Source organism: Haloferax profundi, from assembly GCF_001469865.1.
GTDB classification, from domain to species: domain Archaea; phylum Halobacteriota; class Halobacteria; order Halobacteriales; family Haloferacaceae; genus Haloferax; species Haloferax profundi.
The window spans coordinates 16,983-40,557 of record NZ_LOPV01000097.1 but is presented as its reverse complement, the minus strand read 5'-3'; the positions used below and the strand labels follow the sequence as shown (position 1 = coordinate 40,557).

Annotated in this window: 25 protein-coding genes, 1 tRNA gene and 1 pseudogene; 16 read left to right on the top strand and 11 right to left on the bottom strand. The window is 62.7% G+C overall.

Features of this window, described 5'->3' with window-relative positions:
- Positions 1-223: 223 nt before the first annotated feature.
- Entirely contained in the window at positions 224-568 is a 345-nt protein-coding gene (locus tag AUR66_RS05085) for a hypothetical protein (RefSeq protein WP_058571432.1), read from the bottom strand.
- A gap of 132 nt (positions 569-700) precedes the next feature.
- On the opposite strand from AUR66_RS05085, the gene AUR66_RS05080 reads away from it, so the two are divergent.
- The 3 genes from AUR66_RS05080 to AUR66_RS05070 all read left to right on the top strand — a co-directional run bounded on the left by AUR66_RS05080 (position 701) and on the right by AUR66_RS05070 (position 4,188).
- Entirely contained in the window at positions 701-1,831 is a 1,131-nt protein-coding gene (locus tag AUR66_RS05080) for a tRNA (guanine(26)-N(2))-dimethyltransferase (protein WP_058571408.1), read from the top strand.
- Between the two features lie 66 nt (positions 1,832-1,897).
- Positions 1,898-3,241 carry a YihY/virulence factor BrkB family protein gene (locus AUR66_RS05075; RefSeq protein ID WP_058571407.1) on the top strand — a complete coding sequence of 448 codons (1,344 nt, stop codon included), beginning with the start codon at positions 1,898-1,900 and terminating at the stop codon, positions 3,239-3,241.
- A 2-nt stretch (positions 3,242-3,243) separates the two neighbouring features.
- Positions 3,244-4,188: a phosphatase PAP2 family protein gene (locus tag AUR66_RS05070; RefSeq protein WP_058571406.1), complete on the top strand. Its 945-nt coding sequence runs from the start codon at positions 3,244-3,246 to the stop codon at positions 4,186-4,188.
- Between the two features lie 67 nt (positions 4,189-4,255).
- On the opposite strand, the gene AUR66_RS05065 is transcribed toward AUR66_RS05070, so the two are convergent.
- Positions 4,256-4,477 (bottom strand): hypothetical protein, encoded by a 222-nt coding sequence (locus tag AUR66_RS05065; RefSeq protein WP_058571405.1) that lies wholly within the window; start codon positions 4,475-4,477, stop codon positions 4,256-4,258.
- Between the two features lie 67 nt (positions 4,478-4,544).
- A complete protein-coding gene (gene glnA / locus AUR66_RS05060) occupies positions 4,545-5,915 on the bottom strand; it encodes a type I glutamate--ammonia ligase (protein WP_058571404.1) in 1,371 nt (456 codons plus the stop codon).
- Between the two features lie 117 nt (positions 5,916-6,032).
- On the opposite strand from glnA, the pseudogene lrp reads away from it, so the two are divergent.
- Positions 6,033-6,500 (top strand): annotated as a pseudogene (gene lrp, locus AUR66_RS05055) (HTH-type transcriptional regulator Lrp); the annotation flags it as partial.
- 1 nt (position 6,501) lies between these two features.
- On the opposite strand, the gene AUR66_RS21775 reads toward lrp, so the two are convergent.
- Together AUR66_RS21775 and AUR66_RS05045 are read right to left on the bottom strand one after the other, a co-directional pair.
- The gene (locus tag AUR66_RS21775) at positions 6,502-6,654 is read right to left on the bottom strand and encodes a hypothetical protein (RefSeq protein ID WP_197409676.1); all 153 of its coding nucleotides are present in this window, start codon (positions 6,652-6,654) and stop codon (positions 6,502-6,504) included.
- 471 nt (positions 6,655-7,125) lie between these two features.
- Complete coding sequence (locus AUR66_RS05045; protein ID WP_058571401.1) at positions 7,126-8,211, bottom strand: aminopeptidase; 1,086 nt, start codon at positions 8,209-8,211, stop codon at positions 7,126-7,128.
- Between the two features lie 116 nt (positions 8,212-8,327).
- Between AUR66_RS05045 and AUR66_RS05040 the strand changes: the two genes are divergently transcribed.
- Positions 8,328-9,353 (top strand): threonine aldolase family protein, encoded by a 1,026-nt coding sequence (locus tag AUR66_RS05040; RefSeq protein WP_058571400.1) that lies wholly within the window; start codon positions 8,328-8,330, stop codon positions 9,351-9,353.
- 23 nt (positions 9,354-9,376) lie between these two features.
- Here the strand turns inward: AUR66_RS05040 and AUR66_RS05035 are convergent, their stop codons facing one another.
- Positions 9,377-10,321 (bottom strand): cation diffusion facilitator family transporter, encoded by a 945-nt coding sequence (locus AUR66_RS05035; protein WP_058571399.1) that lies wholly within the window; start codon positions 10,319-10,321, stop codon positions 9,377-9,379.
- Between the two features lie 131 nt (positions 10,322-10,452).
- Here AUR66_RS05035 and AUR66_RS05030 point away from each other — a divergent pair, with 131 nt between their 5' ends.
- Positions 10,453-10,974: a metallophosphoesterase gene (locus tag AUR66_RS05030; RefSeq protein WP_058571398.1), complete on the top strand. Its 522-nt coding sequence runs from the start codon at positions 10,453-10,455 to the stop codon at positions 10,972-10,974.
- Between the two features lie 212 nt (positions 10,975-11,186).
- On the opposite strand, the gene AUR66_RS05025 is transcribed toward AUR66_RS05030, so the two are convergent.
- Complete coding sequence (locus AUR66_RS05025; RefSeq protein WP_058571431.1) at positions 11,187-12,215, bottom strand: ArsR/SmtB family transcription factor; 1,029 nt, start codon at positions 12,213-12,215, stop codon at positions 11,187-11,189.
- A gap of 96 nt (positions 12,216-12,311) precedes the next feature.
- Between AUR66_RS05025 and AUR66_RS21770 the strand changes: the two genes are divergently transcribed.
- From AUR66_RS21770 to AUR66_RS05015, 3 genes are read left to right on the top strand one after another with little or no spacing between them, the layout of a single operon-like run.
- On the top strand, positions 12,312-12,479 hold the full coding sequence (locus AUR66_RS21770) for a DUF7859 family protein (protein WP_191965806.1): 168 nt from the start codon (positions 12,312-12,314) through the stop codon (positions 12,477-12,479).
- A 42-nt stretch (positions 12,480-12,521) separates the two neighbouring features.
- Positions 12,522-13,718 carry an inorganic phosphate transporter gene (locus tag AUR66_RS05020; protein WP_058571397.1) on the top strand — a complete coding sequence of 399 codons (1,197 nt, stop codon included), beginning with the start codon at positions 12,522-12,524 and terminating at the stop codon, positions 13,716-13,718.
- Positions 13,715-13,990, top strand: coding sequence for a hypothetical protein (locus tag AUR66_RS05015; protein ID WP_058571396.1), 276 nt, complete (start codon positions 13,715-13,717; stop codon positions 13,988-13,990). Before AUR66_RS05020 ends, AUR66_RS05015 begins: the two co-directional genes overlap by 4 nt.
- A 28-nt stretch (positions 13,991-14,018) precedes the next feature.
- On the opposite strand, the gene AUR66_RS05010 is transcribed toward AUR66_RS05015, so the two are convergent.
- Complete coding sequence (locus AUR66_RS05010; protein WP_058571395.1) at positions 14,019-15,413, bottom strand: hemolysin family protein; 1,395 nt, start codon at positions 15,411-15,413, stop codon at positions 14,019-14,021.
- A gap of 160 nt (positions 15,414-15,573) precedes the next feature.
- On the opposite strand from AUR66_RS05010, the gene AUR66_RS05005 reads away from it, so the two are divergent.
- The 4 genes from AUR66_RS05005 (at position 15,574) to AUR66_RS04990 (ending at position 18,521) form a co-directional block, all read left to right on the top strand.
- Positions 15,574-15,843, top strand: coding sequence for a glutaredoxin family protein (locus AUR66_RS05005; protein ID WP_058571394.1), 270 nt, complete (start codon positions 15,574-15,576; stop codon positions 15,841-15,843).
- Complete coding sequence (locus AUR66_RS05000; protein ID WP_058571393.1) at positions 15,843-16,349, top strand: redoxin domain-containing protein; 507 nt, start codon at positions 15,843-15,845, stop codon at positions 16,347-16,349. Before AUR66_RS05005 ends, AUR66_RS05000 begins: the two co-directional genes overlap by 1 nt.
- Before the next feature lie 114 nt (positions 16,350-16,463).
- Positions 16,464-17,060 carry an L-threonylcarbamoyladenylate synthase gene (locus tag AUR66_RS04995; protein WP_058571392.1) on the top strand — a complete coding sequence of 199 codons (597 nt, stop codon included), beginning with the start codon at positions 16,464-16,466 and terminating at the stop codon, positions 17,058-17,060.
- A gap of 162 nt (positions 17,061-17,222) precedes the next feature.
- Positions 17,223-18,521, top strand: coding sequence for an RNA-guided endonuclease InsQ/TnpB family protein (locus AUR66_RS04990; protein WP_058571391.1), 1,299 nt, complete (start codon positions 17,223-17,225; stop codon positions 18,519-18,521).
- Here AUR66_RS04990 and AUR66_RS04985 read toward each other — a convergent pair.
- On the bottom strand, positions 18,460-19,146 hold the full coding sequence (locus tag AUR66_RS04985) for a CRISPR-associated protein Cas4 (RefSeq protein ID WP_058571390.1): 687 nt from the start codon (positions 19,144-19,146) through the stop codon (positions 18,460-18,462). The genes AUR66_RS04990 and AUR66_RS04985 overlap by 62 nt on opposite strands.
- A gap of 337 nt (positions 19,147-19,483) precedes the next feature.
- On the opposite strand from AUR66_RS04985, the gene AUR66_RS04980 reads away from it, so the two are divergent.
- The 3 genes from AUR66_RS04980 (at position 19,484) to AUR66_RS04970 (ending at position 22,600) form a co-directional block, all read left to right on the top strand.
- Positions 19,484-20,665, top strand: coding sequence for an inorganic phosphate transporter (locus AUR66_RS04980; RefSeq protein WP_058571389.1), 1,182 nt, complete (start codon positions 19,484-19,486; stop codon positions 20,663-20,665).
- Between the two features lie 90 nt (positions 20,666-20,755).
- The gene (locus AUR66_RS04975; RefSeq protein WP_058571388.1) at positions 20,756-22,351 is read left to right on the top strand and encodes a spermidine synthase; all 1,596 of its coding nucleotides are present in this window, start codon (positions 20,756-20,758) and stop codon (positions 22,349-22,351) included.
- A gap of 3 nt (positions 22,352-22,354) precedes the next feature.
- The gene (locus AUR66_RS04970; protein ID WP_058571387.1) at positions 22,355-22,600 is read left to right on the top strand and encodes a DUF7861 family protein; all 246 of its coding nucleotides are present in this window, start codon (positions 22,355-22,357) and stop codon (positions 22,598-22,600) included.
- Positions 22,601-22,690: 90 nt separating this feature from the next.
- On the opposite strand, the gene AUR66_RS04965 is transcribed toward AUR66_RS04970, so the two are convergent.
- Positions 22,691-22,960 (bottom strand): DUF7571 family protein, encoded by a 270-nt coding sequence (locus tag AUR66_RS04965; RefSeq protein ID WP_058571386.1) that lies wholly within the window; start codon positions 22,958-22,960, stop codon positions 22,691-22,693.
- A gap of 507 nt (positions 22,961-23,467) precedes the next feature.
- Positions 23,468-23,540: transfer RNA gene (locus AUR66_RS04960), tRNA-Pro, on the bottom strand.
- Positions 23,541-23,575: the final 35 nt, after the last annotated feature.

The following is a 23,575-nucleotide window of genomic DNA, read 5'->3' as shown; positions in this document are numbered from 1 at the left end:
CGGCGGTGGCGCCGGCGTTTTCTGTCAGAGGCACCCCGGCATTGGCAGTTCCACGTACGTCGTATTAGTATTGTTGACTAGTTATCATTTAGTTCGCCGTTGGCTTTGTCAGGACGGCAGGTACGTCGTGAGAATCACGCGCCGATTGCGCACACGCTACTCAACACAGCCGCGACTATCGAGCATCGAATACGCGTCTCAGCAGACCCGGTTCCGTCCGCACTCACAAAAACTCTCGAACGTCCGAGTACCACATGTCGTGGTAATCGAGTTCGTCCAGACCCTCGGCCACGTCGACGGCGATGACGTGCCAACAGCGTTCGCCCTCGTCGGGGTCGAGGTTGTACATCGAGTCCTTACAGGTGCACCCGCGGCCTTCGACCACGTACTCGTCGTCGTAGCCGACGACCACGTCGAAGTCGCGGTAGCGCTTCACCCGTCGCTCAGAGACGGCCTCGATGGCCTTGATGCCCCGGTCACCGTGGGCATCGACGATGGCCTGCACGATTGGCGGCGAGAGGCGGCCCGCCTCGGAGAGTGCTTCTCGCCAGTCGTCGACCGTGTCCACGTCGTCGCGTTCGCGGGTGCCGGACAAAACGCATTCGGTGCGGTGTCGACTCGTCGTCTTCGTATCGCACCACGCCGCGTCGTATCGCATCGCATCGCAACCGGTTTCCCCCCGCGCGGGCGAACGCGAGGTATGCACGTGAGCGAGGGAGGCGTCGACATCGAGGTGCCCGATGCCCGCGACGGGGCGTCCGAAGGGACCGGCGACGACGTCTTCTACAACCCCACACAGGAGTTGAACCGAGACGTCACGGTGGCCGTCCTCCGGGCCTTCCGCGAACGCGAACCCCGCGCCGAATCGTACCTCGACGCCATGGCCGCTTCTGGCATCCGTGGCGTCCGCGCCGCCGCCGAAGGCTACGACGTGACCTGCGCCGACCTCGACGTCGACGCCGTCGAACTCGCCCAATCGAACCTCGACAACGCCGGGACCGGCGGCGAAGCAGTCCACCGGAACGCGAACGCACTCATGTACGACTCCGTCTTCGACGTGGTCGACCTCGACCCGTTCGGGACGCCCATCCCCTTCGCCGACCCGGCGTTCGCCAACACGCGTGACCTCGTCTGCGTCACCGCCACCGACACCGCGCCCCTCTGTGGTGCTCACCAGAAAAGCGGGATTCGAAAGTACGGGTGCGTCCCGCAGAACACCGACTACCACCCCGAGATGGGACTTCGCGTCCTCGTCGGCGCGATGGTCCGAACCGCCGCCCGCTACGACAAGGCCGCGGTTCCGATTCTCTCGCACGCGACGCGCCACTACGCGCGAACCTACCTCGAACTCGACGACCGGGCGACGAAAGCCGACGAACTCCTCGAATCGACCGGGTTCGTCTACCACTGTGAGGACTGTCTCCACCGCGAGGCCGAGTATTCGCTCGTCGCCCACCCGCCAGAGGCGTGTTCCAACTGCGGGTCGACACGAATTCTCGAAGCCGGACCGATTTGGCTCGGCCCCATCTCCGACGCTGACTTCGTCGAATCCGTCCGCGACGAAGTGACAGACGACTTCGGCACCGCGAAACGCGCCCGAGGCATGCTCGAAACCCTCGCCGTCGAACTCGACACGCCGACGCACTTCGACCAGCATCGTCTCTGCAAACTCTGGGGCCGGTCCGCCTCGAAGATGGAGGTGTTCCTCGACGCCGTCCGCGACGCGGGATTCGACGCGACACCGGCACACTACCACGGGACTGCGTTCAAGACGGACGCGACTGTCGCAGAGATTCGCGAGGCGACTGCGCACCTCGACCCCGAAGCGTAAGGGCGCAGAGCCTTCGTATCCGGATTCGAGATAGTTTCTTTTCCTTCCGTGTCGTTGACGTGATACGTGAGCGCACAGATTCGAAACCTCGTCCCCGTCGCACGGACAGTCGTCGACACGATTCGCGAGAAGGAGATATCCTTCCTCGCGGCGAGTATCTCCTACTACACGCTCGTCTCGCTCATTCCACTTCTCGTCCTCGGCGTCCTCGTCGCCACTGCTGTCGGCGGCGAAGAACTCGAGATGCAGCTCACCGCACTCGTCGAGCAGTACCTCGTTCCGACGGGGCAGAACCTCGTTCAAGAGGCACTCTCGGACCAGACTGGACAGGGGAGTGTCGGTCTGGTGAGTCTCGGTCTCACCACGTGGGGTGCGTTGAAACTCTTCCGCGGCCTCGACATCGCCTTTTCGAGAATCTATGGCTCGGAAGCAGGCGGCATCCTCGACCAAATGCGTGATGGCATCGTCGCACTCGTCAGCATCGGTGTCGGGACCATCGGCGTCGCCGTCCTCACCCTCGTCCTCGGCATCCTCAACGTCCCATTCGTCGAGTTCTTCTCGCCGCTTCTCCTCTTACTCACACTCTGTATGGCGTTCTTTCCGCTCTACTACGTCTTTCCGGACGCCGGCCTCACGCCACGACAGGTCGTCCCGGGGACGATATTTGCGGCCATCGCGTGGACGCTGCTGGGCGTCGGGTTCGGTTTCTACGCACAGGTCGCCGGTGCGTCCGTCGCGGGTGCGCTGGGGTCGATTTTACTCCTCGTGACGTGGTTCTACTTCTCCGGACTCACACTCCTCTCTGGTGCGGTGATCAACGCCGTCCTCGCGGGTGTCGTCGGCGGCGATGGCCCCTCGGAACCGGGCGACAGGTCGGGGGGACTGGGCGCGGTGGACCGGCAGGTACAACATACGGGAGGCCGACATGATGCTCATACGGATATGAGCGACGACCGAGGTGACACAGATGGTCCGCGGACGGGCGACGACGCCGGTGACGACGAACCTGCCGGTGCGTCCGTCTCTCCGCGTGGCGCTCCCGATATCGAGGAGTTGGAATCGCAGGTCGAAGAACTCCGTGCGGACCTCGACGCGTTCGAGGCCGACGTAACCGAACGGACTGTCGAGAAGCCGAAACTCGAAGAAGAGTTGAAGCGGTACGTCCGCCGTCGAGTGCGCCGCGGGAAAGCCCGTGGTTGGGGACCGTATCTCGTCCTCCTCTACGGCGTCGTCCTCACCCTCGGCGCGTTCTACTATCTCCAGTCTGACCTCATCGCGGTCATCGCGATGCTCATCATCTTCCTGTCGACGCTGGGGCTCTACGTCCTGTTCGTCATCTTCGGCATCGGCCTGAACGTACTCGGTGTCCCCGGACGCGCCGTGGACGCGGTCCGTGAACGTCGGAGCTAACCATGTTCTTCCTCCAGACTCGCGGTGTCGGCGAGACGGTGCTGACGGACCTTCCGGACGTTATCGTCTTCCTGTTCGGCCTCGTCACCCAACTCGGCGACCAGTGGTTCTTCTTCGTCGCGTTCACCTCGCTGTACTGGGTGTGCTGGCCGCGCATCTCCGACCGCCCGCGCCGGACAGCGGCGTCGTTCGTCGGTCTCGCACTCGGGTCGCTCGCACTCGTCACCGCACTGAAAGTCGGATTCGCGCTCCCCCGGCCACCGACGGCGGCAATCGCCGCCGCCCCTGCGTGGCCAAGTCCGCTTTCTGACCTGTTCGTCTCGTTCACGACGGACGACGGATTCGGGTTCCCGAGCGGTCACGCCCTCGGGACGACAGTCGTCTACGGCGCTGCGGCCGTCGTCCTCGACGTGTGGGACCGCCGCCGGCGTATCCTCGCTGCCGCGGCAATCGTCGGAACTGTCTCGCTTTCCCGCGTCGTCATCGGCGTCCACTACGGCGTTGACGTCGTCGTCGGCGTCCTCCTCGGCCTCGTGTTCCTGAAAGCAGTCTTCACTGTCGCCGCCGCGGACGACGCCCCCGGCCACCTCGACCCGCGACGCCTGTTTGCGCTCGCTGCTGTCCTCGCTTCACTGGCGCTCGCCGTGGTCTTCGTGACGGGTGTCCCGCACCACGGTGAAAACGCTGCTGCCGCTCTCGGTGGGTCGCTCGGTGGCTTCTTTGGATGGTCGCGTCTCAGTGACCACGAGTCGCTCCCGACGCTGTCACCACCGGTCGCACTCGTCTCGTTCTTCGGGGCGGGCGGTCTCTGGGTCGCGGCCGACGCGCTGGACGCGCCGATTCCGGTCGTGGTGCTCGCGACTGGCGCTGTCGTCGCGTTCATCCTCGTCGCGCCGCAGTTGCAGATGCGGTTCGCCGGCGACACCGTCGCGCAGCGTGCGGACTGACGCTGGAACGACCCACACTCTCGCGTTCTTTTCGGCTCCCCGCTCTCTCTCCGTTCCCTGCACCGCTTCAGAATCCGAGAAGCTTCGCTACACCGACTGCCACGAAGACGAGTCCGAGAAAGCGGAAGGCGTACCCTCCCGTCTCGGACGACCGAGCACCGTCGGTAATCGGACCGAATCGGCGCGCGAACAGCATGTCCTCCGCGAAGACGAACAGCACCACGCCGAACACGACGAAGGCGAGGTCCGCGAAGATGGTCATCGTCTCATCCTCTCTCCGGTCGGGCATAAGCCCAGCCCTGCCGCTCTCGGTTGTGAGCTACGAAAAATAAGCGACTGTTGCGGGTCCGTCGCGGTTAGAACGTCTCGAGGTAGCGGTCGAGTTCCCACTCGGAGACCGAGACGAGGTAGTCCTGGAACTCGGAGCGCTTGGCTTCGACGAACTTCTCGTAGACGTGGTCACCGAGGGCTTCCTGGATGACTTCGTCTTCTTCGAGGGCGTCGACAGCAGCGCCGAGGTCCTTCGGGAGCGTCTCGATACCGTACTCTTCGCGCTTCGCTTCGTCGAAGTCGTAGATGTTCTCGCGGACCGGGTCGGGGCACTCGAGGCCGCGCTCGATGCCGTCGAGACCGGCGTGAATGAGTGCTGCGAGAGCGAGGTACGGGTTACAGGACGGGTCGGGGAAGCGAGCCTCGATACGCGACGCGGCCGGCGTGCGGGCGGCCGGCTTGCGGATGAGCGCCGAGCGGTTGCGGTCGGACCACGCGATGTAGACCGGTGCTTCGTACCCGGGGACGAGGCGCTTGTAGGAGTTCACCGTCGGGTCGGCGACGGCCGTCACTGCGGGCGCGTGGTCGAGGATACCTGCGGTGAACTGCTTGGCAGTCTCGCTCAGGTTGAACTCGTCGTCCTCGTCGTGGAACGCGTTCTCGCCGTCCTGGAACAGCGAGATGTGCGTGTGCATGCCGGACCCGTTGATGCGGGCGATGGGCTTGGGCATGAACGTCGCGTGCAGGTCGTGTTCGGCCGCGATGGCGCGGACGACGGACCGGAAAGTCGCGACGTTGTCGGCCGTCGAGAGGGCGTCGTCGTACGTGAAGTTAATCTCGTGTTGGCCTTCGGCGACTTCGTGGTGCGACGCTTCGATGTCGAAGCCCATGCTCTCGAGGCCGTAGATGATATCACGGCGCACGTCGGACGCGAGGTCCTTCGGGGCGAGGTCGAAGTAGCCACCGGCGTCGTTCGTGACGGTCGTCGCGCGACCGTTCTCGTCTTCTTCGAACAGGAAGAACTCCGGTTCGGGGGCCGCGTTGATGTCGTAGCCCATCTCGTCTGCACGGTCGATAGCGCGCTTCAGGACACCGCGCGGGTCACCCTCGAACGGTTCGCCTGTGGACGTGTTGAACACGTCACAGATGAGGCGGGCCGCCGCGCTGTTTTCTTTCTGCCGCCATGGGAGGATAGCGAACGTAGACGGGTCGGGTTCGAGGCGCATGTCCGACTCCTGAATGCGGACGAAGCCGTCGATAGACGAACCGTCGAAATAAATTCCCTCTGTGAACGCCTTTTCGGCCTGCGAGGCCGGGACGGAGACGTTCTTTACGGTACCGAGAATGTCGGTGAACTGGAGGCGCAGGAAGTCGACATTCTTCTCTTCGATTTCGTCGATGACTGCCTGTGCTTCCGCGCTCAGACCACCATCGGTTCGTACGTTTTCTTCCGTCATTTTCCTGGACATACGGTTCGAACACGCGAACTATAAAGACCTTTCCGCTTAATGCAATTCCCCGAGTGTCGCCACAGAATTGGATATTCGTAAAATTCTAATGCCCCCGGACGGACTTTCAATGTAATGACGTACGAAAACCTCGATGCGAAGCTCATCAACGCACTCCTCGGCGATGGTCGGGCGAGTCTGCGAAGCCTCGCCGAAGAACTCGACGTGTCGGTGACGACTGTCTCGAATCACCTCCGGGACCTCGAAGACGAAGGCGTCATCGAGGGGTACACCCCGCGCGTGAACTACGACGCGCTCGGCTACGACGTCACCGCCATCATCCAACTGAAAGTCGAGGGGTCGGCGCTCGTCGACGTGACAGAGCGACTCCGCACGGAGAAGCAGATGATTTCGGTCTACGAGGTGACCGGCGACTACGACATCATCGCCATCGGCAAGTTCCGCGACACAGACGGCATGAACACGCAAATCAAGAAGTTGCTCACCGACGTCGACATCCGCGAGTCGAACACGTCCGTCGTGCTCAACGCCGTCACGGAGAACGAACAGTTCCAACTCGACATCGACGAGTAGGTCAGACGATTCGCGTTTTCACGTCTCGCATCTCTTCGCGGCAGTAGGGACACCGATACCGTGTGTCGAATCCTCCAGCACTCGTTCGCGTCGTCGTCTCTATCTCGTGGACGCCCACGTCGCGTCCGCACGTTCTACACTGGACGGCTGGCATCGAAGGGAACTCTCGCTGAAGCCTGGATAAATCTGGTGGCCATGTGAATTTGTGTCACAACTCTGTATCGAGTGCGAAGGGCATCGTTTCGTGTGGAGATTCCTGATTTTTGCCGATGTGTGACGTTCGTCTGACGGAATTTGCCGAACAGACTGTCGAAGTATTCGAAGGGCAACGTTTCGACTGGAGACTCGGTGACGTAACGGACTCTCCCGCGAGAATCCCGGAGATGAACTACGGGTTTTTGGACGACAGTCGAAAAAATACGGGCGTTCGTTGGTCGAACTCAAGCGACCGGTTCGTCGTTCTCCACGATACCGAATCGGTTTCCCTCAGTATCGTGACAGTCTGCGAGACACCGAAGACCACTCAGAAGTCGTCTTCGAACACGGACGTCGCAGTTCCACTTTTTCCGGGCGTTCGCTTCGCTCACACCCGCAAAACCTGGAGGAAAAAGACCGCAGAGATGTTTTAGAAGTCGTCTTCGAACACGAACGTCCCGTTGCGCTGGACGACTTCCCCGTCGAGTTCGATGACCGAATCTTCGGACATGTCGACGATCATGTCCACGTGTTCGGCGCTCTCGTTGACCTCGTTGTCGTCGCCCACCGTCTCCGGGTACGCCGAGCCGACGGCCATGTGGACGGTGTCGCCCATCTTCTCGTCGAAGAGCATGTTGTAGGTGAACTGGTCGATGTTGCGGTTCATCCCGATACCGAGTTCGCCGAGGTAACGGGCACCTTCGTCGGTGTCGAACACGCCGTCGAGGACCGCTTCGTTGCGTTCTGCGGAGTAGTCGACGACTTTCCCGTCTTCGAACGTGACGCGGACGCCTGTGATTTCGCGGCCCTGTCGGTACAGTGGCAGGTCGAAGTACACCTCACCTTCGACGGAGTCCTTGACGGGGGCGGTGAACACTTCCCCACCGGGGAGGTTGTGCTCGCCCTTGTCGTTGATGGTGACGTTACCCGCGACGCTCATCGTCACGTCTGTCTCGTCACCCGACTTGATGCGGACTTCGTCGGCGTCGTCGAGGAGTTCGACCATCTGTTGTTGGTGTTCGGCCTGCTTCTCCCAGTCGAGACTGACGGCGTCGTAGACGAAGTTCTCGTAGGCTTCGGTACTCATGCCGGCGAGTTGGGCGCTTCCCGACGCGGGGTACTGGGTGAGACACCAGCGCTTCTGGAGCGCTTCGACCTGAATCGGCTTGTAAGCGCGTTTCCACGCCGCGTTTGTCGCGGGGTCGATGTCGCTTTGTTCCGTCGCGTTCGTCTCGGCGCGGACGTTGATGTACACGTCGGACGCCTCGATGAGTGCGAGTTGGTGGTCCGGCGTCTCGAACTCGTCCGCCTCGGACGCACGGAGGAACGCGCGCCCGAACCGTGGGTTGCTGTCGAGGTTGACGGCGTACGCACCGCGTTCACCGACGAGTTCGCAGATGGCGGTCACGAGGTCTTCGGCGACTGCGGGTGCGGAGATGACGACGTTGTCGCCCTCTTCGACGCGTGTCGAGTGGTCGACGATGGTCTGAGCGTGTTCGCGGATACGCGGGTCCATACCGCGTCGTGTGTGTCCCCGGGGCAAACACCTTTCGAACCGCAAATGTTGCCACCACAAAGCGAGACTCGAAGAGACCACCGGCTATTTCTCACTCGGTGCGGTCTCTTCGCGCGATGATTGACCTTCGAAGTGACACGGTGACGCTCCCCTCCGACGAGATGCGTGTCGCCGCGCGGGATGCCGACGTCGGCGACGACGTGTACGGCGACGACCCGACTGTGAACGAACTCGAAGCGCGTGCGGCCGAGGTAGTCGGCATGGAAGACGCCCTGTACGTCCCCTCCGGGACGATGGGGAACCAAATCGCCGCCCGCGTCCACGCCGACCCCGGACAAGAAGCGCTCGTCGACGCCAAGGCCCACGTCTACAAGTGGGAAGTTGGCGGATTTGCCCAGTTGTCTGGCCTGCAAGTTCGGGCCTTCGACGGCGGTGACCGCGCCGTCCCCACGCCCAAACAGGTCCGCGACCACGCGCGCGAGGAGTCGCTTCACGTCGCCGGAACCGGCGTCCTGTGTCTCGAAAACACCCACAACGCCCGCGGTGGCGTCGCCATCCCGAAAGCGGACATCGACGCGGCGGCCGAGGCGGCACACGAACTCGACATTCCCGTCCACCTCGACGGCGCACGCGTGTTCAACGCCTGTGTCGCCCTCGACGAGGACCCAGCGGCGATGACGGAGCACGTCGATTCCGTGATGTTCTGTCTCTCGAAGGGTCTCGGCGCACCAGTCGGGTCGATTCTCGCCGGCAGTGAGGCGTTCATCGAGCAGGCGACGCGCGTCCGCAAGCAGTTCGGTGGCGGGATGCGACAGGCCGGCATCATCGCGGCACCCGGACTGGTCGCACTCGACAACATCGACAGACTGGCCGACGACCACGAGAACGCCCGTGTCCTCGCGGACGGCCTCGACGCCATCGAGGGGCTATCGGTTCCGACGCCGGATACGAACATCGTCGTCGTCGACTCCGAAGGTGCCGGCTTGACGGCACAGGAGTTCGTCGGCCTGTGCGACGACGTGGGCGTCCTCGGCGGCACGTTCGGCGAGTATCACACCCGATTCACGACGAACCTGAACGTCTCGGGTGCAGACGTCGAAGAAGCGGTCGAACTCGTCGCGGAAGCGGTCGAGTCGAACTGACACGGGGTCGCCGAACGTTCTCCTTACAACTCGGGTTCGATGTAGACGAAGTGGACCCGTTCGTCTGCCGCTTTGAGTTTCTCTTCGATGGCGGTGATGTGGTCGTCTATCTCTTCGGTGTCGAGTTCGGGGTCGAAACTCACGTCGAGGGTGACGAGTAGTTTCTCGGGGCCGACGTAGGTGGCGCGGAACTTGTCGACGTGGACGACACGGGGGTCGTCGCGGACGATATCTCTGAGTTCCTGTTCTTCCCGCGTCGGGACGCTCTCACCGATGAGCAGACGCTTGTTCTCCCAGGCGAGTGCGACGGCGAATCCCATGAGGAGGATACCGATGAGGAGGGCGGCGGCGGCGTCGAACATCTCGTTACCCGTCAGTTCGGTGAGGCCGATGCCGACGAGTGCGAGCATCGCACCGCCGAGGGCGACGGTGTCCTCGGTGAACGCCGTCAGGGTTGTCACGTCGCTCGTCTCGCGGAACGCCTGGGCGAGGCCACTCCACTCGTACTCCTCGATTTGGCGGCGGAGTTCGGCGTTCGCCTTCACGAAGGCGTAACTTTCGAACCCGATGGCTCCGAGGAGGATGGTGACGTTGACCCAGACGGGACGTATCTCCATCCCGAACAGGAGGAGACTCTCCGCGCCGCCCCCGTGGGCCGGGTGCATCAGGGCGTCGTATCCGTGTTTTGCGGACTCCCACCCGGCGATGCCGAAGAGCATCACGGAGACGAGAAACGAGTAGAAGAACTGCGCCTTACCGAACCCGAAGGGGTGCTGGCGGGTCGCCTTGCGCCTGCTGTACCGGATACCGATGAGCAAGAAGACCTGGTTCCCGGTGTCAGAGATGGAGTGGTACGTCTCCGAGAGCATGGAGGGGCTTCCAGTCGCGAGAAATCCGAGGAATTTGAGAATGGCGATGGCCCCGTTGGCGAAGAGGGCCGCGACGACGACCGACGTACTGCCTGCCATGTCGTGGGCCACTCCCCCCGCGCGGATAGATGTTCCGCCACGCTCACATGTCGCGGTCCACCCCTACTCACGCGTGCTGTCTCTCGGTCCGCAGTCGGTAGGTTTCAATCTCTCCGATACATAGACCGAGTATGCTCGTCGTCGTCTCCGACACCCACAGTACAGACGGCCATCGCCTCACGAATCGTACGCTCGACGCGGTCCGCGACGCTGACCTCGTCGTCCACGCGGGCGACTTCATGCGCGAGTCCGTGCTCGACGCCTTCGTCGACGAGTCCGAGGAGTTCCTCGCCGTCTACGGCAACAACGACGGCCCGGAGATTCGCGCTCGGATTCCCGAAGCCCGGAACTTCACCTACGGCGGCGTGGAGTTCGCGATGACGCACACGCGACGCGGCGGCGGGACGGCGCTCTCGCTGTTCGGTCGTGAACGTGGCGCAGACGCCGTCATCTTCGGCCACAGCCACCGACCGACGTTCGACGGGACGGGAGAGATTCCGCTCGTCAATCCGGGAAGTCACGCCCAACCGCGAGGGAACCGGCAGGCGCACGCCGAGTTCGAGGAACTGCCGGACGGTGGTCTCCGCGGGCGACTCGTCACGGTCGACGGCGACGTGTTTCAGACGTTCCGTGTGGTGCCCGGCGGGCACTGAACACGGGTGTTCCGGTGGAGGGCCGGGAGAATCAGCGGGAACAGGTGGAGGGCCTGTTCTGGGCGTTCCGAGGCCACGTCGAAGCGGGGTCGACGGGGGGCAGGGGCGCACGTTGGGGGCAAGGGACCCGTCGTCGTCTGGCTCGACGTCGCCTCGTACTCAGTCGTATGAGAGGACGGGTCAAATACGCACCGTAAGCTAAAACAGGTGTTTTAGTCACGGAGCACTCCGTGTGCGACCCACGCTACGAGGACGGTCAGGCCGCCGAGGAAGAACAGTGCACCCGGCGACAACGACCCGAGCAGGTCGGCCGCCCCCGACGTCCCGTTCGTGAGTTGCATCGTCGCGTCGGTAGCCTGCTGGACCGCCGTCGTGGTCGGTTCGACGGTTGGTTCGGCCGTCGGAACCGGCGTCGCAGTTGGCGACGAGGTGGGAAGTGGCGTCGAGGTGGCCGTCTCTGCGGCGGTTCGGGTGGCCGCTTCGGTCACTGTCTTGGTCGCTTCCTCGGCGACGGTTTGGGTCGCGTCTGCTGACTCGGTCGTCGTCGCCTCTGCGATGTTGAATCCGCCGCCGTCCGAGGTGGTCGTCGCATCCGCGGCAGTGGTCTGCTCACCACCAGTCGCGTTCACGTCTCCACTCTCTCCGGTGAAGGATGCGTCGAGGTCGCTGGTCGTCGATTCGTTCGCGCCGCCAGCACCGTCGTCGCCGCCTCCAAGGTCGGCACTTTCGGCTCCGCCACCAGCACTCTCTACACCGCCGTCTGCACCACCGGTCGTCGCGAACGGGAAGACGCTCCCCGTCCGCGCGAGGCGGTTCAGGACGGCCCCGCCGATACCGAGGACACCGATACCGCCGATGAGACGGGTGAGCGCGCTCTTGAGACCGTTCGTGTCGTCTTCGCGCCCGGCGACGACGACGAGTGCACGGTCGGCGGGCGCGTACACGTTCATCTCGCGTCCTTTCTCGGAGTAGCGCGTATCCGTGACTTCGATGAGTCCCGCCTCAGAGAGGTTCCCGAGGTGGTACTGGACGTTCTGTAACGAGGTGTCGACGTCTGTCGCGAGGTCGGAGGGCGTCGCCGGGGACTCGTGGAGCGACGCGAGCACAGACCGGGCAGTCGAAGAAGAGATGGCACCGAGTAAGTCGTCGGCCTCGTCACTGTCGAGGCCGATGACGCGGGGGTCCCGGTCGTCCTGGCCGTCGGTCGAGTCTCCGGAACTGGAGGGGATGAGGTCGGCCATCGACTCGCCTTTCACACCTTCTCAGCATGAGTGTTAATGTTCTGTGACGTTCCAACGCCGAAATGGCTATACCCGGTGCCCTCGGAATGCTCGCACATGACCGACCCTCTGGTCGTAGACGGCATCGTCGACTTTCTCGCCGGTGACCCAGTGTTCACTGGGTTGCTCGTCGTGATGTTGCTCTTCGTCTTCTTCGCGTATCTCCTCGTTCGACGGACGCTCCTCGGACTGCGCGAGGGCTACGACGACGCCCGGCGGCGCTAGGATGTCGTCAAACATCCAGAACCGAGCGATGGAGGTTTTCCTGTGGTAGCGGTCGGGACACTCCTCACACTCGGCGTCGCTGCACTCGCCAGTCTGTTCATGGCCTGGGCCATCGGCGCGGGGTCGTCGGGGTCGACACCTTTCGCGCCGGCAGTCGGTGCCAACGCTATCTCGGTGATGCGTGCGGGGTTCATCGTCGGTCTCCTCGGGTTCTCCGGGGCTATCTTACAGGGTGCGAACGTCACGAACGCGGTCGGAACCGAACTCGTGGGTGGCGTCACGCTCAGCGTGACCGCGGCCGTCATCGCGCTTCTCACGGCGGCAATCCTCGTCGCCCTCGGCGTCTTCGCTGGGTACCCGATTGCGACTGCGTTCACCGTCACGGGCGCTGTGGTCGGTGTCGGCCTCGCGATGGGTGGCACTCCCGCGTGGCCGAAGTATCAACAAATCGTCTCGCTGTGGGTACTTACGCCGTTCGTCGGCGGCGGGGCGTCGTACGTGACTGCGCGGGCGCTTCGCTCCGAACGGTTCTCCGAGTCCGCGACTGTCCCCGTCTTGGCGGGCATCGTCGGTCTCCTCGTCGCCAACATGGAGTTCGCCGGTCTCGGTGCAGACGGGTCGTCCGCATCGATAGCACGCGCGTCCGCCGTCGACCTCGCCGGTGTCGGGTTCGGTGAATCAGTCTGGTTCGTCGCGAGTATGCTGTTCGTCGGCATCGTCGCGGGAGCCATCGTCACCCGGTGGATGCGTACCGACCCGGTTCGGGGGCAGCGTCGGTTCCTCCTCGTCCTCGGGGGCCTCGTCGCGTTCTCTGCCGGAGGCAGTCAGGTCGGACTGGCGATTGGGCCACTCGTCCCTCTCCTCGACGCCGTGACCGTCCCGCTTCCTGCACTCCTCGTCGGCGGGGGTATCGGCCTCCTCGCAGGGTCGTGGACCGGTGCCCCGCGAATGATAAAGGCGCTCGCACAGGACTACTCCTCGCTCGGCCCACGCCGCTCTATCGCGGCGATGATTCCGTCGTTCGCAATCGCACAGACCGCCGTCGCACTGGGCGTTCCCGTCTCGTTCAACGAGATTATCGTGAGTGCCATCATCGGGTCGGGCTTCGCGGCCGGCGGGGCCGGCGTCTCGAAGCGCAAGATGGTGTACACCGTCCTCGCGTGGATTGGGTCACTCGTCCTCGCGTTCGGTCTGGGGTACGGCGTCTTTACGCTCGTGTCGAGCGTATTCCCTGTGTGAACGTCCGTGGTCTCCGCGTAGCACTCGCCAACCTCGTCGCCGCCCTCTGGGCGGGCTTTGGAGTCTATCACGTCGCGATGGCAATCGTGACCGGCATCTCTCTCCGTGGATTCACGTTCGGGACTGTCGGTCTCGGCGGGTTCTTTCTGGCAATTCGGTTCCGGGCACGCTCACAACGCCTCCGCGACGGCACCGCAGACCCGCGTGGACTCCTCGTCCTCACGCTGGTCTCGCTAGCGCTCGTCCTGCTGTCGTTTACACTCCTCGGCTGAGAGCACAGAAAGAGCATCGACGCTCGAATCAGACGTCCGTCTCGACTTCGGCTTCTTCGTCGTCGTCGTCGTCGCTCGCTTCGTCTTCGACGCCCACGTTGGTCCGAATGCGGGCTTTCATGATGCGGGTGTTGTCGACCTGTTCGATGCGGATGACGATGTTCCCGTAGGAAATCTCTTCGCCCTCCTCGACGAGTCTCCCGGCACGGTTGAAGATGAACCCCGCGAGCGTCTCGAACTCCTCACCTTCCGGGAGTTCGATGTCGAGCATCTCGTTCACCTCGTCGATGTTGACCTCACCGCGGACGAGGAACGTGTCCTGACCGACCTCTTCGAACGGTTCTTCCTCGTCGCCTTCGAGGATGTCTCCGACGATCTCTTCGACCATGTCTTCGAGGGTGATGAGACCCTCGGTGGTCCCGAACTCGTCGATGACGATGACCATCTGCATCCGCGTGTCCTGCATCTCGGCCATGAGTTCGTCGACGTTCTTCGACTCGGGGACGTGGAGCGTCGGCGAGACGATGTCTGCGAGACTCACGCCGCGTTCACCGTAGTACTGCTCGCGGACGAGGTTTCGGATGTTGACGATGCCGATGATGTTGTCGAGGTTGCCGTCGTAGACGGGCACGCGTTCGTGGTCCGCCTGCACACACGTCTCGATGGCCTCGTCGATGGTCGCGTCCTTCGGGACAGCAGTCATGTCGAGTCGCGGCGTCATGACCTCTTTCGCGATAGTGGAGTTGAACCGGAAGATGCGGTCGAGCATCTCGCGTTCTTCCTCTTCGATGACGCCCTCGCGTTCGCCCGTCTCGATGAGGTTCTGAATCTCGTCGCGGGTGATGTACGTCGCTTCGATTGCCGTCTGGCCGCCCGTGATGCGGTTGATGAAGCGCGTCAGGTAGTCGAAGATGACGACGAGCGGGAGCAAGACGAGCTCCGCGTACTTCAGCGGGCGGGCGATGCGGAGGGACCACGACTCCGTGTTCTCGACTGCGTAGGACTTCGGCGCGCTCTCGCCGAACAGCAAGACGAGCGTCGTGATGCCGAACGTCGAGATGAGCACCGACTGGCCGGGGCCGAAGTCGAGGACTGCGAGGAGTCCCGTCGCCAACGCCGACATAGCGATGTTGACGATGTTGTTGCCGACGAGGATGGTGACCAGAAGACGGTGTGGGTCTTCCTTGAGCGCTTTCACCCGTTCTGCACCGGGAACACCCTCTTCGACTAGTGAGTCGACGCGGTGCTTCGCCAGTGAGAACATCGCAATCTCAGACGACGAGAAGAACGCCGAGAGTGCGATGAGTACGAGAATCGCGGCCCCACCGAGGACCGTGATTGTCGTGTCGTCCAGCGGGACGTTCGAGGCCTGTAGGGGTGCGAGGAACGTGGCTGGAAGTGAGAGTAGCGGCGGCAAACCCATGTAACTACGAAGTCTTGCATGGCACCGGAATTAAGAGTTGCCCTCGGCAACACCGCCGGACCGGGCCACGGTCGGTGGAAAAATCGATTTCCTGTGCGGCATTGCGGCGTGGATACCCGCGAGCGAAGAGCTTAGGCGGGGCTCGTCCCAACGAGTGTCCATGTCCGACGACCAGCCGGCGATTACCCTGTATCGGTTGCAGGCGTGTCCGTACTGCGAGCGGGTCGTTCGCGTCCTCGACGAGCAGGGACTCGACTACCACTCTCGCTTCGTCGAACCGATGCACTCCGACCGAAACGTCGTAAAGCGTGTCTCCGGGAAACGGACCGTCCCCGCCATCGTCGACGACAACACCGGCGTCACGATGTCCGAGTCGGCCAACATCGTCGACTACCTCGAGAGCACCTACGGGAACGGGGAGGGCGCATAATGGTCGACTTCGACGTCGTCGAACTTCCGCCGCACGACGCGCCCGGTGTCGGCGACACCGCACCGGACTTCACCCGACCGCTCGTCGACGACGAGTACTGGGAAGACACCTCACTGTCCGACCTGACAGACGACGGCCCCGTCCTCCTCGTCTTCCACACGATGGACGGCGCGTTCCCGTCGACGTACGTCTGGAACAACCTCCGTGACCGAGGCGTCCTCGAGGAGATTCAGGCCGTCGGCGTCTCTATCTCGTCGCCGTACGAGCACAAGACGTTCGTCGCCGAACGCGACGTCGACGCGCGATTCTTCTCGGACCCCGCGGCGGGCGTTGCGGCCGACTACGGCATCGAGAACGACTTGGACGACATGACCGGTATCACCGAACACCGACCGGCCGTGTTCCTCCTCGACGAGACGCGCGAAATCCAGTACGCGTGGGTCGCAGACGAGTGGCCGGACTTCCCCGACTACGACGAAATCGTCGCCGCAGTCGACGAACGCTAATCCGGGTTCGTCCCTCGTTCTCCTTTCGCGTCTTCGTCTCGTTCCGTCCCGCGTCGCCCGTCTGCGAGACCCTGTTTCGTCACGCTTTTTCGCCCGTCACCCCTCGATTCTCCCATGAGTGACGACGAAAACGTGGCGGCGGCGGCGGCCGCCATTCGCCGCGGTGAGGCGGTGGTCTATCCGACCGAGACTGTCTACGGGATGGGCGCAGACGCGACGGACCCGGCTGCCGTCGAACGCGTCTTCGACATCAAAGGCAGAGACCGTTCCAAACCGCTCTCGGCCGGGTTTCCGGACGTCGACGCGGCGCTCGAACACGTCGTCGCCGACGAGCGTGAGGTGGCGTTCATGCGCCGATTCCTCCCCGGCCCGGTGACCGTCGTCGTCGAACGCCGCGACACGCTCCCCGACGTACTCGTCGCCGGGCGTGACCGTGTCGGCGTCCGCGTCCCCGACCACGAACTCGCGTGTCGACTCTTCCGCGCGGCGGAGACGCCAGTGACGGCGACCAGTGCGAACCGGTCTGGCACCGGGAGCATCACGCACCCCGAACAACTCTCGGACGACATCCGCGACGCCGTCGCTGTCGTCCTCGACGGCGGGACGACGCCCGGCACCGAGAGCACCGTCGTAGACCCCGGCCAAGGTATCATCCACCGGCGTGGCGCGATGGCCGACGACATCGAGGCGTGGTTAGAAGCCGACGAGTGAGCGCAACGAACGCGTCTTCACATGATTGCAAGGAGGAAGACCACGGCTTTAGCCTTGGGAGGAACCCGTCAAGACTCGAATCAATCCACGAGTGGTAGCAGACCGACCCACCAACGTTAATCGGTATTGGTATAAAGAGATGGTTCAATATGTGAACCAACGATGGAGGTGATTCGCACCGTCAAAGTCAAACTCGACGTACCCAACGAGCGGTGCGACGACCTCCATCAAACCAAAAACCAGTTCCTCCACTGTGCGAACACCACCGCAGAGTGGGCGTGGAGATACCCACACGACTACTGCGTAACCTCAAAGAAGAAGGCCGAGAACGCCCTCTACGACCAACTTCGAGGCGAGACAGAGTTGACCGCGAACCTCGTCCAGAAAGGGATTCGACGTGCTATCGAGGCCACAAAAAGCGGTGTCTCTCGACTCAAGAAAGGCGATAACACCAGCCAACCGCACTTCGATGCGTGGAGCGTCGTCTACGACAAACGCTCCGCAACGTTCCACCGCGACCACGTTTCCCTTTCCACAGTGAATGGTCGCGTTGAGTGCGACTATGTGATTCCCAGCGAAACTGAGGGAACGCCGATTGGTGAGTACCTGCTGAACGAGGACTACGAGTTCCGTATGTCTACGTTGCAGTACGACCGTACCACACAGTCGTTCTACCTCCACGCACGGATGCGCCGAGCCACAGACGAGCAAGACCAGTCCACTGCTAATTCTTCTGATGCCAAGCACAGAACAGTCCTTGGCGTTGACCTGAACGTGGACGGCTCGCTCGCCGTGACTTCAACAGGCGCATTCATCGGGAACGCCGACGAGATGAACCACCGACGCCGAGAGTTCGAGAAGACTCGCGGGTCGATGCAACAGACGGGCACGCGGTCGGCCCACCTGTCGATTCAGTCGATGAAAGACCGCGAACACTGCTGGATGCAAGACGAACTCCACCGAGCATCTAACCAGATTCTCGAAGAAGCCCACTACCACGGCTGTACGCACATCGCGTTCGAGTATCTGACCGACATTCGCAAACGGATGGCTGGTGCAAAGCGATACCACGCGTGGGCGTTCCGACGCCTCTACCAGTACGTTGAGTACAAGGCGGAGATGTTCGGCATTGAAATGGGGCAAGTGAGTCCTGCGTACACGTCTCAACGGTGTTCGTCGTGTGGGTTTACGCACGAGAACAATCGCCGGTCGAAGCACCAGTTTGTGTGTCAGAAGTGCGAGTACGAACTGAACGCGGACTACAACGCGAGCAAGAACGTCGCTCGTAAACTGCTCAAGAAACTCCACTCGGGGCAGAAGTCTTCGGGTGGAGGCGCACCCTGTCAGTGTGCGCTGACGTCGGGGACCTTGAACCTGAATGGTGATTTCCATGCCTCCGTCAAATCGACGGCAGAAGGGGAGTCCACTGACAAGCCCACGACTTCGGTCGTGGGTCACTGACCCCACACTGCTCTCGGTAGGCACACCCCTCGCACTTCGCCGAGTTACGGAGGCGCGGTGGGACGAAGTCGAGTCCGCGCGCGACCCTGAGTGCCCGACGGTACGCCGCTTTGTTCTGTGTCGTGAGTCGGACGGTTCGGACGACACCGACTGCTGGATACTCCACGAACGCTCGCTCGACTGCTGATTCTCGTTCCCACGATAGGGCCTTGGCCACCGCGACGGCCCGGACACGCTGGGGTTCCCACACGCCGCGTTCGGGTGGCGTCCCCGGAGAGACGAGTGACGGAACTGGGGGGTCGCCGACGAGTTTGTGCGCGACGCCGCGGCAGTCTTTCCCCGCGAGTACGACGTCCTTCCTCGTTGGATTCGTCAGTGACTCCCACTCGTCTCGCTCGCGGAGACGGCGGAGATTCCTCCGGTACGTCGTGGGCGTAGTCGCCAGTGGTTTGGCCGTGAGTTCGTCGTCGCTGGCGTCGACGAGGGACGCGTACTCGAATGCGAGAGCGCGAATGTCGCCGACGGTGGGCGGCGGTTCTCTGTCGCTGTCGCGGCGCGCGTAGTAGAGTTGCCGTGGGCAGTACGCGGCGTGTGCGAGGTCCGAGGCGGCGATTCGTGACGACATAGCCCGTCTGGTACCGTCTTCGTATTTATACTTCCGCGCTCTCTGCGCTCCCTCTTCGCGCTCCCCCTCTCGTGGACCGTCTCCGACGACAGCGTACCTCTCCCAGACAGAATTGCACATCCGTGGGTCGCTTGTGAGGTGAGGCGTCACGACTTGTGGTGTGCTGTCCTTTCTAACGTGCTTTGAATGCACCTTTGAGTCTGAGATGTCGATTAATATTGCGGCTAATGTGAAACACTATCTTAAGACTTAATTGACCCCAACTGAGAATCTCCACCTGTAGACAGACTACCCCGCCTCCGAATTCGAACCATGATGGTCTCTTCCGAGTGTTCCGATGGTTGATGTGTTGTCGCTGGCCCTCGTCGCCGTAGCGAGTGCCGTGAGCCTGTTCATGGCGTGGATAATCGGTGCCGGGTCGGCGGGTGCGACGCCGTTCGCACCGGCAGTCGGCGCGAACGCTATCTCGATAATGCGCGCGGGACTCGTCGTCGGCGTCATCGCGTTTCTGGGTGCCGTGGTCCAAGGCGGGAGCGTGTCGGCCGCTATCGGGACTGGTCTCATCGACGGTGTCGCGCTCTCACCTCTGGCCGCCGTCGTCGTCTTACTCCTCGCAGGTGGCCTCATGGCCATCGGCATCGTGACTGGAATCCCGATTGCGACGGCGTTCACCGTCACCGGTGCAGTCATCGGTATCGGCATCGCACTCGGCGGTGCTCCGGCGTGGGCGAAGTACCAGGAAATCGCATCGGTGTGGGTACTCACGCCCTTCGTTGGCGGTGGACTCGCCTACGGACTCGCCCGCGTGCTCTCGCGTGAGTGGGCACCCGAATCTATCTGTATCCCCGCGCTCGCAGCCAGTGTCAGCGCCGTCGTCGCCAACATCGAGTTCGCCGTCCTCGGCGGTCCAGACGGTGGCCAATCACTCGCGAGCGTCGTCGGCGCGTCACTCGACTCGGTGACAGTGCACGGGCCACTCGTGGTGACACTCCTCTTCGCAGTCGGTATCGCGGCACTCGTCCGCTTCGACATCCACCGCGACGAACACCGGGCGATGAACCGGTTCCTCCTCGCACTCGGGTCGCTCGTCGCCTTCTCGGCCGGCGGGTCGCAGGTCGGACTCGCCGTCGGACCACTGCTCCCGTTGTTCGATACGATGGCGATTCCACTCACTGCCGTCCTCGTCGGCGGGGGGTTCGGCATCCTCGTCGGGGCGTGGATGGGCGCGCCCCGGATGATTAAATCGCTCTCACAGGATTACTCGTCGCTTGGTCCACGTCGGGCGATTTCGGCGTTGATTCCCTCGTTCCTCATCGCACAGGTCGCCGTCTTCCTCGGTGTCCCCGTCTCCTTCAACGAAATCGTCGTCTCCGCAATCATCGGAAGCGGGGCGGCAATCACCGGCGGCGCGGGCATCAGTCGCGAGAAGATATTCAAGACGCTCGGAGCGTGGGTCGGGTCGTTCGCGCTCTCGTTCGTCGCCGGATACGTCCTGTTCATCGGTATCTCGATGCTGTAGAATCGTCAATTCAACCGAGTTCTCCGCGCCGACGCTCTCGCAGGTGTCACTGGCGTGATTTAATACCTATCTGGCCCTTACGACTTCAGTATGGCTTCGACGCCCTCCCTCTCTCCTCTCCGGATGACACGGCCCGAACTGGCGGTGTTCGTCTCCGGCGTCACGAGTATGGGACTCGAGATTCTCGCGGGCCGGATGATTGCGCCCGAGTTCGGCAGCAGTATCTACACGTGGGGGAGTATCATCGGCGTCTTCCTCGCCGCGCTGAGTCTCGGCTATCATCGAGGCGGCAAGCAGGCGGAACAGGCGTCGAACGACCGCCTCGTCCGCGTGTTCATCGCCACGGCGGCGTACATCGCGGGCGTCATCCTCCTCGGCGACCTCTTCTTGCAGTCGATGGCCGGGTTGCCACTGCCGAGTCGGTTCGCGTCGCTCCCGGCGATTACGCTGCTCTTCGGCCCGCCGACGTACCTCCTCGGCTATATCAGCCCGTACGCAGCGGAACTGTCGGGACGGTCCGAGGTCGGTGCCGCCTCCGGCCACGTCTACGCAGTCGGGACTATCGGGAGTATCGTCGGCGCGTTCGCGACGACGTTCGTCCTCATCCCGTCGTTGAGTGTCCCCCAAATCGGCCTCGTCTTGGGCGTCATCTCGGTGGCCACGGCAGTTCACATCGCTCGTCCGAACGTCAGTCGCCACGAGGTGTACTGGAGCGTCGGTGTCAGTCTTCTGCTCGTCGTCGCCACGATGTCTGGTGGTCTCGGCCTCGACAGCGCCGGGACCACGGTCTACCACACACAGACCGCGTATCAGGAACTCCGCGTCGTCGACGCCGGTGACACACGAACGCTCTATCTCGACGGACAACCCCACAGCGCGATGGACCTCGACGACCCGACGCGGCACGTCTTCGACTACACCTCGTACTTCCACGTCCCGTTCTTGCTCTCCGACGACATCGACCGGGTGTTGTTCGTCGGCGGCGGCGGATTCACCGGCCCACGGGTGTTCAACGAGATGTATCCCAACGTGACCGTGGACGTGGTGGAGATAGACCCAGAAGTCGTGTCCGTCTCGAAGCAGTACTTCGGTGTCGAGGAGTCCGACCGACTCAACATCTACACGATGGACGGACGACAGTACCTCCGTGAGACGAACCAGACGTACGACCTCATCGTCCTCGACGCCTACCGGAAAGACAAGGTACCGTTCGAACTGACGACGGTGGAGTTCATGCGCCTCACCTCGGAGCGACTCGACGAAGACGGAATCCTCTTCGCGAACGTCATCTCCGCTCCTTCCGGCCCCGCCTCGCAGTTCTACCGTGCGGAGTACAAGACGATGAACCGTGTCTATCCGCAGGTGTACAGTTTCCCCACCGCCGGGAGCGTCGTCGTCCAGAACATCGAAGTCGTGGCGACGAAAGACGCGACGCTCGTGACGCGCGACGAGTTGCAAGCGCGGAACCAGCACCGCGACGTCGGCATCGACCTCGCCGCCGAACTCTCGTCGTACCGGAACGACGAACCGACAGACGACGTGCCTCTTCTGCGCGACGACCGCGCTCCTATCGACAGTCTACTGGACCCGATGGTCGGCCAACGGTACGTCATCCAGCAGACGAACGAGAGCGAAACGAACGCGAGCGATGCGAACGCGACAGCACAGATTGCAGTCGCGGCCTGACAGATGCCCCACGATAGAATCCACGCCCGAGAACCGACGCACGACGTCGACCGCTGGACCGAAGGAACCGTCGAGGCAGTCGAAGAACGCGACGGTCACTGGGTCGTCCACGCCCGGAGTGACGACGGCGAGTCCGTCGAGTTGGTCGTCACGCTCGCGATTCGGGACCTCTTCGTCAGCAGACTCGACATCGAGGCAGGACAGTCTCCCGTCGGTGAGCGCTTTTGGTACCGAAAGAAAGGCGGATGAGTCACACTCAGCGGGTCACGTCCGTTCTACGGGAGCGAACCGCTATCGCGTGTGAACGAAGAAACAGTGGGTCCCGGGCTACGGTACCGTTCAGGTCGAGATGGTATCGCAGGTCCACCCGGGGTCGTGGCCGGTACGTTCGATGAGGTCAGACCGGCACGCCGGACAATAGTCGGGCGTGACTGATTCTCCTCGTGGGACGTACACGGCACCGCCGCACTCCACGCACGCATCGTCGACGATGGTCGCACAGTCCGCACAGACGTTGAAATCGTCGACTGTGAGGTCGCGCAGGTTCTCGAGTTGTTTGTCCAAGATGTACTCGTCGATGACCGCCTGACAACTGTGGCACGGCTTCATAGCGATACACTATGTCACTTGTGACCACTCCACAAATACTTGTCGCCCAGACTATCACGAGTCTAAACTGTGTTCTTGAGTCGCTCACGCCGAGCAGTTCGGAGGAGATTCGACTGGTCCGGTTGCGTACCTGACGCTCTGCGTGTGGTGGTTTCGGGATGTACGAGCGCCGTCGCTCGTGATTGTTAGAGAGACGGGGTAGGCCAGTCAGCGGCGACCACACGTGGAAACCACGGTGGTTGAAAGGTGCTGCTGACCGTGCCGCCTATCTGTTCGTCTCTTCTTTCGGTTCATAACACCTCCGGTGCTGGGATGTGGTGCTAGTGCGTGACGACGTGCTCGGTAGGTGAGTTCGCATAGAAGTGGGACCGCCCGGATTGTGAACCAAGCCGCGACCTCACTTCGTTCGGTCTCGTCGGGTTCAAATCCGCTTTTCGTCCATCCACCGCGAACTCGATGTCCCTCGCACACGCTACGCGGTGCTCGGTAGGTGAGTTCGCATAGAAGTGGGACCGCCCGGATTTGAACCGGGGTCACGGGCACCCAAGGCCCGAAGTATACCAGGCTAACCCACGGTCCCGCATATACTTCTCTTCTCGTCGTAGTGTAAAGGGT